This window comes from Streptomyces sp. NPDC001348, assembly GCF_053597535.1.
The window spans coordinates 1-13,435 of the sequence record NZ_JBSFIK010000026.1 but is presented as its reverse complement, the minus strand read 5'-3'; the positions used below and the strand labels follow the sequence as shown (position 1 = coordinate 13,435).

Here is a 13,435-nt window from a genome sequence, read left to right as displayed (position 1 = left end):
GGGTTTTCCTCGTCGGCATACGTGGGCTGCCGACGGCCGTTCACGGGTGTCCTGCGGACTGGGCTGCGGACTGGCCGGGCGGGCGGAGGCCGAGAAATCCATGGCGCACCGGCGGGGCCGGCAAGGAGACTGCCCAGGTGAGCGACCGCTGCCCCTGCCCGTGCTGCGGGCACCGCGTGCTGGACGCGGTGCCCGGCTCGTACGAGGTCTGCCCCGTCTGCTTCTGGGAGGACGACGGGGTCCAGTTCCGCTGGCCGACCATGGCCGGAGGGGCGAACAAGGTCTCTCTGCTCGAGGCCCAGCGGAACTACCGGAACTTCGGCGCCTGCGACGAGTACGGCCGCCGGTTCGTCCGCCCGCCGGCCGAGGACGAGCCGCTCGACCCCGCCTGGCGTCCCATCGACCCGACGCGCGACTCCTTCGAGGACTGGGCGGCCGAGGACCGCGCCCCCTGGCCCGATGACCACTCGGTGCTCTGCTGGTGGCTCCCCACTTTCTGGCGCCGGGACCACTCCGCGTCATGACCTCTCACATCGAGACACTCGTCCGGCAGCTCGACGGCAAGGCCGACGAGTCCTACGACGCCCGCGCGGAGCTGATCCGGATCGGCGTCGACGCCATACCCGCCGTCATCAATGGCCTGCCTTCCCTCGGCGGCTTCGGTCGGCTGACCGCCATCGAGGTCTTCGAGGAGGTGGGCGATCCCCGTTGCGGCCCTGCTCTCATCGGCCTGCTGGACAGCGACAACCCGACCGTCCGCGAATGGGCGGCCATGGCCCTGGCGAGCCTGGAGATCGATGGCGCCGTCGAGCCCCTGCGCCGCGCCTATCGCGCCTGCCTGGCACGGGCGACCCCACCGGACCGGACCGAGTCCGTCGGCATCCGCTGGGCGCTGACCGAACTCGGCGCACGCACCCCCGTCGTCCCGCCGCTCACCGCGCGCCTACGACCCACCGCCGCGGACGACGCCCCCGGCTGGCCCTCGACCCACTTCACCGAGATCATCAACGACCTGGCCGACCATGCCCAGGTGATCCTCTACTCCCAGTACTGGCGGGTGGACGCCGGCCGCACGTACGGCATCTCCGGCACTGGCCTGGACTGGGAACTCGACTGGACCGCGCCCTGGGAACACCTGGTCGAAGAGTCCCGCACCTGGTCTCTGCTGGAAGCCTCCGAAGCCCCCACCGGCGACAACGTGTTCGTCGCCCCCACCTGGATCGACCGCACCGACCTGCGCCCGGAGAGGTGACCGATGCCGTTCCAGCACCCCGAGGAGATCGGCTACGGCCATGTGGTCGAGAGCTACGTGACGAGGATGTACGCGGGCCTCCCGCGCTACCTCGTGGTGAACAGCGGGCGCTTCCTGAGCCCTCGATGGTGGCACACCACCCGCTTCACCCGACACCTGCTCAATGACGCCGCCGCGATCACCGACGAGGAGCTGAAAGCCCTCCTCGGGACGAATGGCGTTCGCGCCTCACCGCCGCCTGGCTGATCGGCGTCGACCGCCGCGAACGGTTCCGGGCACGCCTCGGCGACCTGCTCCTGGCCAGTGAGGTCTGCTACTCCGGCAGCGCCTACTGCTTCGCCCTGGCCCGCTTCGGCACACACACGGACGCCGAGATCCTCACCGCCTACCTCGACCGCTACCTCCCCCGCACCGACCTCCACTACGACCAGCCCGCAGCCCTCGGCGCCCTTCTCCGCCTCGACGCCCACCTCGGCACCCACCGCGCCGAGCGCTTCACCCAGCCCGACGGCCTCTGGGACCACTGGGTCAAAGGCGTGGGACGCCTTGGCTACCCCAGCCACACCCCCGCCGAGGTGCGCCGCTGGACGGACCTCCAGTGCGGCTTCGCCAACGGCTGGACCCGGCCGTAGCCGCCAACGGCCCGACCGGTTTGCTCCGGCTGTGCCTACTCATCGCCAATGGGGGTTGTGCAGCGTGAGGGATGCCCGGTGAGCGGCCAGTGCCCGTACCAGAGGATGTCCGAAGCCCAGCTCCTCGATGATGTCGGCCAGCCGGGCCTCCAGCATTTCCTGGTACTCCGGCCCGCGTTCCAGGCCCAGCAGCAGGGAGAGCACGCTCAGTGCCGCCATCAGCGTCGCGTGATGGTTCCGTCCCAGGCTGCGGTCGGCGTCCGCCAGGGTCTCCCGCGCCGTCGCCAGGGCCGCCTCGGGGTCCCCCTGCAACTCCAGGGCATGGGCCAGGTGGTATCCGGCGCTGACCACGACCGGGTGGCCACGGCCCAGGGCGGCCGCGCCCCGTCCGATCGCGTCCCGGTAGCCGCCGACGGCTTCCTCATAGCGTCCTTGTTCGAGCAGGATCCTCGCGCGATCGGCAAGCGCGACGATGGCCTCCGGGGTGAACTCGCCGTTGGTGCCGGCGAGCAGGGCGACCCGTTCGTCGACCTCGGCGAGGACGGCCTCCCGGTCCGTGCCCTCCCGGTCCGCACGGGCCTGGAAGAGAGCGGCACGGAACGCGACGGTGTCCGGGTCGTCAGTGCCCAGCGCCGCCTCTGACTCGGGCAGCAGCGCCTCCCACAGAGCCACGGCCTCCTCGCGGCGTCCGGCGCGCTCGGTGATGACGGCGAGGTTGTTGCGGGCCATCAGCGTCCGCCGGGCCGCGGGCCCGTGCACCTCGGACCAGTGGGCGATGAGCCCCTCCACGATCCCGGCGGCCTCGTCGTACTCCCCCAGGGCGAGACGCATGGCGCCCAGGTTGTTGCGCAGCCCCCACACATCGGGGTGGTCCGGGCCGAGCTGTGCGGCGCGCGCAGCGATGACCTTCTCCAGCAGCCGCGCGCCCCGCCGCGGGTCGCCCGCCTGGTCGTACACCGAGGCCAGGTTGGCCCGCACCGTCAGTGTGGCCGAGGCGTCCGGCCCCAGGTTCCGCTCGGCGGTCCGGACGCCTCGCTCGGCCAATGGGACGGCGGCCTTGCCCATGTTGTTGTTCAGCAGCAGCACGACGGCCCGGCTGAGGAAGGTGGCCCCCCAGGGGGTGTCGTCCTCGGGACCGGTCAGGGCGGTCCACCGGGTGATGTGCGGCAGCAGTCGCAGGCAGCGCGCGGTCTCGCCGGGCGCGCCGGGTTCGCCCAGGTGCGCCTGCAGGAGGTGCAGGGCGAGGTCCCGCCCCTCGCCGTCGAGGGCGGTCAGGAGCCGGTGCCGGGTGGCTTCGGGAAGGGTCAGCGCGCCATCGTGACGCTTTGTCAGCAGCCCGGCCGCGGCAAGCCCGGACAGCGCACCGGGTCCCGGTACGGCGTCCGTGCCGGACAACAGCTCGACGGGGACGGGATCGCCGTCGAGCCAGGCCAGCACGGACACGAGGACCAGTTCGTCGACGCCCAGCCCGTCCAGCGTGGCGGACTGATCCGGTTCGGTCATCGGTCAGGCCCCCGTGTGGATGTACGACGCCCAGATGGTGGGTGTGGCGCGGAAGTCGCCGCGCAGCTCCCGTACCGCCGCGTGCAGTGCGAAGGCGGCCTCGTCGGTGAGCGGCGGATGCGCTCCCGATCCGGTGAGCCGGTCGTAGAAGACCTGGGAGATCCTTCCGGCCGTGGCGTCGCTGACCGGCCACAACGCGCCCGTCACCTGGCGGAATCCGGCGAGCTGGAAGGCGCCGGTCAGGTGCAGGGCCTCATCGGTCAGATCGGGGCTGATCTCGAAGGTACTGCATGCGGACAGCATGGCGAGCCGGCGTCCTGGCAGGTGCAGCGCCGCGAGTCCGGCGACGGTCAGGGGGTCGATCCGATGGTCCGCCAGCAGCAGCCGACTGGTGCCGGGGGAGTGGACCTCGGTCATGGCATGGCAGGCCAGATGTACGGTGTCGTGCTCGGCGAGCGCGCTGAGCACCGCCTCCTTGGTCGCATCGGCCCCCTCGATCAAGGTCGCGTCCGGGATCAGGGACCGTACGGCGGCCACTTCCTCCGCCACACCGTGCAGTCGCGAGGCGCCGGGCGCTGCGGCCTGGGCGACGAGCAGGGTGCGGGGCGGCGTGGACCCCGTGGGTGTCCGGCGCACGTAGGCCAGGGCGCGCAGGCTCGCGGTGTACGAGGAGACCACGCGGTCCAGCGCGCCGTCGCCGGACGGGGGACCTGCCGCGTGCCATGGCAGGTAGCTGAGGAATCCGACCGGACACCACCACATGCGCGGCCAGGCGCCCTCGGGGGAGGATGCCAGGCCGAGGGCGTCGAGAACCGGTTCCACGGCTGCGGTCCAGAGCCAGGCCAGGGCGTCGCGCACTTCGGCCTGTGCGTTCCTGCGCACCCGCAACGGGTAGGTGTCGACGGTCGCGAAGTGGCGGGCGGTCAGGAAGGTGAGGACGCGCTCGCTGGCCGATTCGCGGTCGAGATCCGGGAGTTCGAGAACCCGCACCGGTTCGACCGGGTCGCCGGTGAGCAGGAAGGCGTAGCCGCCGGAGGTGACGGAGGCGACCAGGACCACCGGGCCGTCGGCGGCGAGTGCGGTGAGGTCGGGGTCGTCGTCCGACGCGGCCTCGCCGCGCAGTCGGGTCCAGCGTTCCGTCAAGCGGGCGCGTTCGGCGGCCAGTTCACGGTCGAGTGCGCGCCGGCGCTCGAAGTCCTCACCGGCCGCAGCCCGGTCCCGTGCGTCCAGTGCCCGCAACTCGGCATCCACCACCCGGAGTTGTTCCGCGCGTGCAGCGTCGAGCAGATTCACGTCGCGCCGGATGTCCATGGCGTCACCGGACAGCAGTCCCCGGGTGCGTTCGAGCAGGATCACGAGGCGATCGGGCGCACCGGCGGCCAGCCCGGTGGCGATCACTCGCTCGGTGAGCCTGGAGAAGGTGCGCAGGGTGAGTTCACGGTCGGCCCACAACGGCGCCGAGGCGACGGTCCGCTGCAGCAGGGAGACGGTCGTGGACAGGTGGTCCAGGGCGTCGGGTGCGGCGACGTCGGTCGCCTCCAGCTGCAACAGGGCGGCGCGCATGCGCACGTCCGCCCGGCCGGCCGGGTTGTCCCGGACGCGGACGAAGCCGGCGGAGGCCTCGGACCGCAGAGCGGCTTCCGTGGAGGGGCCCGTCTCCAGGTCGGCCAGTTGGCGCAGCGCCAGGGCGCGCTCCAGCTCGGCGGAGACCACGGCGGCGGGTACCGCCTGCTCACCGAGGGCCAGCAGCCGGTCCGTCAGGGCCAGGGCGGCGCGCAGCCTGCCGGGGTCGGACTCCCCCGCGCCGAGCAGCCGTTGGGCACGGGCGTACTCCTGCAGGATGAAGGACTCCGTGCAGTCGCCGGCCGGCACCAGGGCCAAGGCGGTCTCGCCGACTTGTACGGCCTCCTCCAGTGTGCTCAGCGGCTCCTTGGGGATCAGGGTGTAGGCGTCCGTGAGCATGGCGAGCAGGCCGCACAGCACCGCCACCCGCTTGGGGCTGGTGTCGGTCAGCGGCTGCCCCGGGCCGGACCACAGGCCGGGCAGAGCGGCGACGCGCCGCTGGGCGTCGAGTGCCTCGCGCAGCAGCCCGGCGTCGCCCGTCCGTGCCGCGTAACGGTGGAGGATCATCGCCTGCAGCACGATGAGCTTGGCCTGCTCGGCGTGGTCCTGCGCGGAGAGCTCCGCGACGGCCCGTCTGCTGGCGTGCACCGCCTCCCGTTGGCACTCCTGGTCCCCGGTGATCTCGAACAGGACGTTGTGGGCCGCGGCCAGGTTGGCCCGGGCGACGGACTCCTCGAGCCGTTCGGCGTGCGCGGCGTGCACCAGCGAGGTGCGGGCCAGCGTGATCGCCTCGCGGGCGGCCCCGACGTCATGGGCGCGCTGGGCGATCAGGCGCAGGGCGCCGGAGGCGTTGTTGGCGGCCTCGCCCAGGGCCTCCGGATCGTCGGAGGCAGCCAGCACCCTGCGGCACAGGGCGACGCACTCGCGCAGCTCGGCCAGGCCGGAACCCGCCTGGCCCTGGTACCCCCGGAGGATGGCGAGCGCCCGCAGGGCCGGTATGTCGGCGGGCCGGTCCGGGCCGGGGTGGTCCACGGCCGACGCGCAGAACGCGGCCAGTCGGCCGTATGTCGTGCTGGGCGCGTGCAGCATCATGCCGAGAGTCGAGCCGAAGTTGTCCAACGCGAGCCTCCCGGCGGGACCGGGCCGTCCCGCGGCCTCATGGAGGAGCGGAAGTGCCTCGAAGGCCGGTTCGTGATCGGCCAGTAGTTCGCCGAGTATCACGAGTGCGCCCGCGAGGTTGGTCCTGTGGCCGCCTTCCTCGTCGTCCTCGAGAGCCAGCGCCTCGCGGAACCAGCCGACGGCCAGGCCGGCCGCGGCGGGGTCCCGCAACTGCCGGGCCAGTTCCGTCGCGGCCAGGCCGGTGTTGGTGAGGGTGAGCGCGCGCACCGGGTCGTCGGGCGGCAGCGCGCGCAGGGCGGCCTGCCCCACCTCGACGGCCTCACGGCATACCGCCGGGTTCTTGGTTGCGGCCCGGTGCATGCTGAGCAGAGTCGCCAGAAGGGTCAGGACCCGCGGCAGATGAGGATGGGACGGGGATCCGGACTGCCGGGCCAGTCGCAGCAGATCCAGTGCGAGCGCCAGATCGGCGGGGTCGTCGGAGCGCAGATAGCGGGCCCCAGGTTCCTTGTGCAGCTCCCACCACACATACGGATCCGTGGTGAACCCGCTCTCCGTGGAGAAGTACTCCCACGGGTCGTTGCCGGTCGCATAGAACAACCGGACGATCTCGGGCACTTGATTCGGATCGTGGGCGTAGGCCGGGCCCAGCAGCTGCGCCGCCGCCACCATCTCCACCAGGCGCCGGTCCGGCGGCCGCCGTGCGGCGCGGTGCAGGAACAGTAACCCCGCGGTCCTGAGCACCTGCGCATCGACGCCGTCGGGCCTGCGATGCGTCAGGAGCGCCACCGTCTCGCTCAGCGCCTCCCGCGACAGCACATCCCCGCCGGCGTGGCCGCGCTCGGCATCCCTGATCCTCGCATCCACACGCTCCAGCAACCGCTCGCGCACGCCCGGCATCCCCCGATCCCCCAGCGGACCGCAGCCCACGGTATCGCCGTGCAGACTCTATGCCCGGATGTCGGAGAACATCCCTCCAGAACGGGGAAGTCAGCCTAAACTGACGGAGTGGCAGACAGCGCGCGTCCCGCCCTCGCCCCACAAGCCCTGGTCGAGCTCGCCGAGCGTGTGGAACGCCTGTGCCGGGAACACGGCCGGGACGGACAGCTGGCGGCGCTGCTGGAGGAGGCGGGCGCCGCGGACCTGCTCGACGAAGCGGTCGCACTGGTCATCTCCGCCGACTACGACCCGCGGCGCATGCGGGAGGCGCTCGACCGGATCGAGCGGGAACTGGCGGCGCAGGGCATCCACAATCTGACCCGTACGGACCGGGTCTTCAGCCCGCTTCCCAGCGTCCAGCCTCCCGGACAGTCGCCGTCCGGGTATGTCTGTCCGCTGTCCCGGTGCACCCGTGGCCAGGCGACGCAGGGCCGTTGCGCCCTGGCGGACCGGCGGCTGAAGCGACTGCCGCTGGATGGAGCGGGGCTCGGGCGGCCGTGACCACGCTGCTCCAGGAACTGTCCAAGAAGGCCGCCGAACGCTGGGCGGCCGTCCTGCTCGGGCCGGGGCTGATCTTTGTCGTCTGTCTGCTCGTCGCACACCACCAGGGCTTCGGCCACGCCCTGGATCTCGACGGGCTGCGGGTGTACGTGAAGGGTGCCAGGACGGACAAGGCCTACCGGGAGCCGGCGGGCCTGCTCGTGAGCGCGGGCCTGCTTCTGCTCGGCGTGGCGGTCGCGGGTCTGCTCGCGGCCTCGGCCGGCCGGTTCGTCGAACGGTGTCTGTTCCCCGAACGTCCTTCCTGGTACGTGACCGTCCTGACCCGCTGGCGTGCCTGGTGCTGGGACCGCGCCGACGCCTCCCTCACCCGCGCCGTGACCAAGGCGAGCCGGACGCTGGCCCGGAACCGGCTCATGGGCGTGACAACGACGCGGACCTTTCCGGGGGTACGGCGTCGGCAGTCCCGGCGCGACAGGATCGCCACGGCCCGACCCACTCAGCCGACCTGGCCGGCCCAGCGGATGGTGGAGGCGACGGACCGCGTGCGCCGCCGCTACGGCCTGGAACTCGCGGAGGTCTGGCCGCACATATGGTCCGTGGCGGGCGGTGAGTCGCGTGCTGACATCCAGACGGTCCGGGACAACGTCGCCGCCGCGGCCCGGCTGATGGCCTGGGCCTGGGGCTACGCGGCCGTCGCGGTCGTCACGGGCTGGTTCCCCGCGGCGGTGCCTGCCGCGGTGCTGATGCCGGTGGCTCTGCGCCGTGCCCGCGATGCCGTCGACGTTCTCGGCACGCTCGTCGAGGGTGCGGTGGACCTCCACATACGGGAGGTAGCCGAGCGGCTCGGGGTGCCCTGTCCCGATGCGTTCGGGCCCGGCACGGCCGCCGCGGTCAACGCGATCCTGCGCGCGTGAGCGATAGCCGTGCTCCGGCCGCGATCCGCACGCGGCCGTCGCCCAGCACGCCTGCGCGGTCTCTCCGACCATGCCGCCCCGGCGGCTGACGGCGGCTACCGCTCGGCCGGACCGATCCGACGGCCCGTCAGGCTCAGCCGGCCATACTTCGCGCACAGCGGTCGGCCGTGTCGCCCGTCCATTCGAGTCCTCCGCCCTACCTGGCCACGCCCTCCCACGCCCGCGTGAACAACAGCGGCAGCGGGGCGTACGGCACCGCGGCCAGGTGTGATGTCGACCGGTGCTCCCTGGCCAGGGGCAGCAGGCCGAGCTTCGACGCCTCGACCGGGAGGCGAGGCGGCTTCCGCTCCTGCCAGGCGCCGGGCAGGAACAGGGAGCGGCCCGCTCGCGACCGGAGGGCACGCAGCACCCGGCCCGACGCGTGCAGCTCGGCCTCCGCCTTCCTGAGGCGGCCGGGCTGCCAGCCGGTCCACGCCTTGACGTTGCGGTCCGACGGGTCCGGCAGCGCCAGCAGCATCAGGTAGAGCGACGCGGCGTCCCTGCCCAGCCCGAAGGCCTCGGCGCAGTCCTCGACGAGATGCGGCACCGACCGCGCGGGGTCCTGTTCCCAGCCGGGGGACCGCTCGCCGTCGGTGAGCAGGTGTGTTCCGAGCGCGGCGAAGTCGTCGCTCAGCAGCAGCCGCAGGTCCGCGACGGCGGGCAGACCCGAGGGGCTGGGCAGCCACTGAGAGGGCAGTACGGAGTCGAGGTAGGTGTCCAACGCGTCCAGCAGAGGATCATCGGGTCCGTCGAGCGCCGCCGGGTCCACACGCAGATGACGTATGGCGTACGCCGTGTCGGCCACCTCCGTGACCGCCGGATGAGCGGTGAGCGCCTCCGTCGAAGGGGGCGGGCCCATCAGGTAGTTGCTCTGCAGTGAGAAGAGGGTGAGCGGACCGGGGCCCGAGGACAGCTCCTCGCGCAGCCGGGAGATCGCCGCGCCCGCCGCGGGGCGCGACGGGTCGCCGGCCGGGGTGCGGTAGGCGAGCCAGGCGGCGATCCTCGGCAGGGCCAGCAGGTGCGGTTCGCCCGCCAGGCCCGCGCGGTGGGGCGCCAGGCAGTCCGCGCCGGTGGCGAGCCGGCCGAGGAGGGCGGGCAGCCGCAGGTGGGGCCACCAGCTCCGGCCGTCCCCGTGGGGCTGCCGCCCCAGGGCCGCCTCGCCCTGGGGCGGGAGGGTCTCCTTGGCGGCGAGGGGCACCAGCGCGGTGGGTACGGGCAGGGGGCTGCCCAGTTCCGCCAGCCACCACTCGGCGGCCCGGTCCACGTCGGGCCCCGTGACCCACAGCTGCTCGGGGTCGTCGGGGAGGAGCTTGTCGTACAACGTGGTGAAGAACCGGGGGCCGAGCGCGTCGGTCAGTGCGGCGACCGCTCGTTCCGCCTCCTTCGACCGGATCTTCCAGGACTCCAGGTCGGTGGAGTAGTGGCCGGAGAGGTAACCGTCCTCCTCGTCCAGCTGGTAGGGCGCGCAGGGTACGTGTGCGGTCAGCAGCGCGGTGGCCTCCGCCTGGGAGAGGCCCAGGCGCTCCGCGAAGGCCCGGGCGAGCTCCGGGCGCGCCGGTGCCGGCCCGTGCTCGCGGTACAGCTCCGCGAAGCGCGTGAACCAGGCGCCCGGACGGACGGGCTCCAGCACATGGGCCCGCGTGAGCTTCACGCCCGCGAGAGCCAGTGGGCCGTCCTCGGGGTGGGCGCCGTCCGGGGAGTACTCCCACAGTGTGCGCCGGGGGTCTCTGCCTCCACCGGCCAGGACGTAGGCGACGGACGTGTTCGTCCGGAAGACGGTCCCGGCAAGCGGGGCCTTGACGTCGGCACGGTCCTCGGGAACCTCGCAGTGGACGATCCGCCAGTGGCCCGGCTCACCGGTGACGAAGGGGTGGGCGGCGTACGTCATCAGCGACCGGGCCGCCGAGCCGCCCTTCGGCGAGGAGACGACGCACAGGGCGAGTGCCGCGGCGCACGCGTGCGTGTGCCGGAACCGTTGCCCGTTGCTCGGCAGGCGGTCGAACGTGGTGGTGGCCTGCCCCAGATCACCGCCCCAGACGGCCGTGCCCTTCTTGGCGAGCGCCATGATCTGACGGCTGATCCTGTCCTCCGGCTCCTGCTCGCCCGCGCCGGCGGTCGGTGACGCATCACCCTCGCCAGGGGTGAGGCAGCCGACCAGCCGCTCCAGTCCCGCACGGCAGTTGACGGCCATGACCAGGGCGCGGGCGGCCAGGCTGTGAATCGGCTCGCCCAGTTGTGGCAGCGCTTCCAGGATCGGTCCGCGATTGGGTCCCCGGACGCCCTCCCGCTCGACGAAGTAGGGCTGAAGCCTCCCCAGCAACTCCTCGACCTGCGCACGCGAGACGGTGTCGGGCAGCTGGGCCATCAGCAGCGTCACGACGTCCACGGCCGCGAACTCGGCCGCCGCCTCCGCGTCCTTGAGGAGGAGGTCCACCGCCACGCCCACATGCACCAGCCGGCCGAGCAGCAGGACCAGTTCCTCGAAGTCGACGCCCGCGCGCAGCTTCGCCCGCTCACGGCCGAACCAGGCCCGGATCTCCTCGTGTCCGATCGGGTTGTCGAACAGCTCGGGGATCCGCTGCCAGCCCTTGGTGTTGTGCGGCTGGTACCAGCTGTTGGAGTCCATGCCCTTGATGGTCATCTCCAGGTCGGCACGCACCCTCGCCCGCAGCTCCCGGGCGAAGCGCTCGTCCGCCTGCAGGTGCTCCAGCTTCGGCCGGCGGCTGAGCTGGATGCTGTACAGCCGCGACGGGCCGAGCAGCTCCGGAGGGTCGGCGACCGGGACCCCGTGCTCCAGAAGCAGGTCGATCAGGTCGAGAGGCGTCTTGCCGTCGCTGTGCTCGTTCATGCGCCGGTAACGGAACTGCACGGGGACACCGTCGGCAGCCAGCCTGGGCGCGATCCGCTCGGCGAGCTCGTACATGACGGGCCAGGGGCCGTCCCCGTCGCTGTTCGCCAGGACGCACGCGGACAGCCAGGCCGCGGCCTCGCCGGCGGGCAGCCCGGGGGCCTCGCCGGTGAGCAGCGCCAGCGCACCGGTGCGCTCCAGCAGTTCCCGCCACACCCGGGAGCTCTCGCCGAAACGCCGGGGACGCAGCCTCAGCACCTGGCGGGCGGCCTCGGGCGCATGCTTGCCCAGCAGGTCCATGGCCCGGCCCTTGAAACAGTCGGTCCAGAACTTGACCTCCGACAGCGAGACGCCGCCGACCGCGAACATCTCCCCGAGCACCGTGGCCAGTTCCGCCTCCGGTTCGAGACCGGCGGCCCTGGCGAGCTTGCGCACATCGACGGCCAGCTGCGGATACACCTCGGACGACGCCTGGACACGGCGGACCACCACCTGGCGGAACCGCGAGAGATCCGCCTCGGTCGCCTCTCCCTTCACGGCCAGCTCGCGAGCCCAGGCCCGCAGGACCGTGGCGGACAGGGCCTTGCCCTCGGCGTATGCGAGGTACCTGCCCAGCAGCCACTCCTTGTCGGCCTTGCGCGCCTGCACCCGCTCGGCGGTCCGGGCGCGCCCGAACCAGGCGGCGGCTGTCGCATGCTCGCCCTGGCGCAGGGCGAGGTCGGCCATCTCGTCGAGGAACGTGACCAGCAGCGCGGGGAGCGAATCCTCCACGTCCTGGAGGACACTGTCGACGTCCGCCTTGTAGACGGACCGCCACTGCTGCGTGCGTTCCTGCAGGAGCAGGATCTTCTCGGTGGCCGGCTCCTCGAGGCCGGGGTGGGCGGCGACGATCCGCTCCGGGAAGGGAAGGGCACCGTCGGACGGGTCCGGTATGCCGGTGGAGAAGAGGCCGTCCGGCTCCCATTGCTGCCCGCGCATCAAGCGGTCGCGGTACGGGAGGAGCTGTTCGGGAAGCACCTGGGTCAGCGTGCGGCCGTCGAACCCCGTGTACGTACGGGCCCACAGGCCACCGTCACCCGGCTCGTCGGTCAGCTCGACGGACTCGCTCTCCAGGGCCTCCCGCCACAGCGGGTCCGCGTCGGCCAGGGCACGCGGCGCACGGACCCCGTCCGACGCCCACTCGCCCGCCTGCAGACGGCACGCCTCCCGGTGCTTCCGCAGACGCGTCCGCGCCCCCAGCAGGGCTACGAGCCCGGGAGCACCCAAGATCGCATCGGGGAACTTCTTGAGCGTCCGCCCCTGCGGATTGCGGTAGACGACCTCCAGATCGTCCGTCAGTTCCGCTGTGTAGCCGCCCTTTTCGACACGCCTGCCCATGCCCGGCCTTCCCCCGCAGTGCTGGTTCGATGATCGAACGTTACGCGGTGCCACTGACAACGCCGCTCACAGGCCTGGCATCCCGCGACGCACTGTCCGAGGGCCCTGTCACCTTCCGCCCATGACCACATCGGACGCTCTGCTCCGCCGCCTCGAGCAGGACTCGTCGCTCGCCGCCGCGCTGGCCTGGCCAGGCGACTTCGACATGGGCCGCCGGGATCCCGTCGAGGATCTCGTCCTGCCGTCCGGCGGGCCGCTGCACCCGGTGGCCGGATGCGGCGCCGGCGGCACGTACTTCCTGTGCGGGGAGGCCGGGGACGAGGAGCGGCCCGTCCTGTACGCCGATTCCGAGGGGCAGGCCACGTTGATCGGCGCCGACCTCGTCGAGGCCGTCACGCTCATCGCCGTACTGCCTTCGTGGCGCGACCTGGCGAAGGGCTTCCCGCTCAGCGGGCTCGGCGCGGACCTTCGGGCCGACCACCCGGACTTCGACGCCGAGCGCGACCGCCTCCTGCACGCCCTCGGGCTCGCTCCCGTCTCCGAGGAGGAGGCCGCCGCTCGGCTGCTGGCCGTGGCCGCCCGCACGGCTCCCGACTACCTGCCGCGCGTACCGGACGACGATCACCTGCCGTACGAGCCGCTGTTCCCGAGAAGTCCCGCTTAGGGGTCCTTGCACTATGCCCGCCCGGGTCGCGCGGCCTGGCACCGCACCTCGCCGCGTTGCCGAAAAGCCCTGGTAGCTCCTCCCCCA

General features: G+C 72.5%; 8 protein-coding genes and 1 pseudogene. 6 read left to right on the top strand and 3 right to left on the bottom strand.

The window, feature by feature from the left end; translation table 11 throughout:
• Positions 1-137 precede the first annotated feature (137 nt).
• From ACWC21_RS25340 to ACWC21_RS25330, 3 genes and pseudogenes are all read left to right on the top strand, one after another.
• Positions 138-524: a CPCC family cysteine-rich protein gene (locus ACWC21_RS25340; protein WP_450885110.1), complete on the top strand. Its 387-nt coding sequence runs from the start codon at positions 138-140 to the stop codon at positions 522-524.
• Positions 521-1,252: a HEAT repeat domain-containing protein gene (locus tag ACWC21_RS25335; protein WP_450885109.1), complete on the top strand. Its 732-nt coding sequence runs from the start codon at positions 521-523 to the stop codon at positions 1,250-1,252. Before ACWC21_RS25340 ends, ACWC21_RS25335 begins: the two co-directional genes overlap by 4 nt.
• Before the next feature lie 3 nt (positions 1,253-1,255).
• Positions 1,256-1,884: pseudogene (locus tag ACWC21_RS25330) on the top strand (DUF6000 family protein).
• A 39-nt stretch (positions 1,885-1,923) separates the two neighbouring features.
• Here the strand turns inward: ACWC21_RS25330 and ACWC21_RS25325 are convergent.
• Positions 1,924-3,387: a tetratricopeptide repeat protein gene (locus ACWC21_RS25325; protein WP_450885108.1), complete on the bottom strand. Its 1,464-nt coding sequence runs from the start codon at positions 3,385-3,387 to the stop codon at positions 1,924-1,926.
• Positions 3,388-3,390: 3 nt separating this feature from the next.
• The gene (locus ACWC21_RS25320) at positions 3,391-6,966 is read right to left on the bottom strand and encodes a CHAT domain-containing protein (RefSeq protein WP_450885107.1); all 3,576 of its coding nucleotides are present in this window, start codon (positions 6,964-6,966) and stop codon (positions 3,391-3,393) included.
• A 108-nt stretch (positions 6,967-7,074) separates the two neighbouring features.
• Here ACWC21_RS25320 and ACWC21_RS25315 point away from each other — a divergent pair, with 108 nt between their 5' ends.
• Positions 7,075-7,506, top strand: coding sequence for a hypothetical protein (locus ACWC21_RS25315; protein WP_450885106.1), 432 nt, complete (start codon positions 7,075-7,077; stop codon positions 7,504-7,506).
• Positions 7,503-8,420 carry a hypothetical protein gene (locus tag ACWC21_RS25310; RefSeq protein ID WP_450885105.1) on the top strand — a complete coding sequence of 306 codons (918 nt, stop codon included), beginning with the start codon at positions 7,503-7,505 and terminating at the stop codon, positions 8,418-8,420. The genes ACWC21_RS25315 and ACWC21_RS25310 overlap by 4 nt, the downstream gene beginning before the upstream one ends.
• 196 nt (positions 8,421-8,616) lie before the next feature.
• Here the strand turns inward: ACWC21_RS25310 and ACWC21_RS25305 are convergent, their stop codons facing one another.
• On the bottom strand, positions 8,617-12,684 hold the full coding sequence (locus ACWC21_RS25305; protein WP_450885104.1) for a hypothetical protein: 4,068 nt from the start codon (positions 12,682-12,684) through the stop codon (positions 8,617-8,619).
• A 121-nt stretch (positions 12,685-12,805) separates the two neighbouring features.
• On the opposite strand from ACWC21_RS25305, the gene ACWC21_RS25300 reads away from it, so the two are divergent.
• Positions 12,806-13,348, top strand: coding sequence for a hypothetical protein (locus ACWC21_RS25300; RefSeq protein WP_450885103.1), 543 nt, complete (start codon positions 12,806-12,808; stop codon positions 13,346-13,348).
• The last annotated feature ends 87 nt before the right edge of the window (positions 13,349-13,435 follow it).

Excerpts from the sequence above, each read along its gene's own strand:
- ACWC21_RS25300 (WP_450885103.1), top strand. The coding sequence starts at position 12,806 with ATGACCACATCGGACGCTCTGCTCCGCCGCCTCGAGCAGGACTCGTCG.
- ACWC21_RS25335 (WP_450885109.1), top strand. The coding sequence starts at position 521 with ATGACCTCTCACATCGAGACACTCGTCCGGCAGCTCGACGGCAAGGCC.
- ACWC21_RS25305 (WP_450885104.1), bottom strand. The coding sequence starts at position 12,684 with ATGGGCAGGCGTGTCGAAAAGGGCGGCTACACAGCGGAACTGACGGAC.
- ACWC21_RS25320 (WP_450885107.1), bottom strand. The coding sequence starts at position 6,966 with ATGCCGGGCGTGCGCGAGCGGTTGCTGGAGCGTGTGGATGCGAGGATC.
- ACWC21_RS25325 (WP_450885108.1), bottom strand. The coding sequence starts at position 3,387 with ATGACCGAACCGGATCAGTCCGCCACGCTGGACGGGCTGGGCGTCGAC.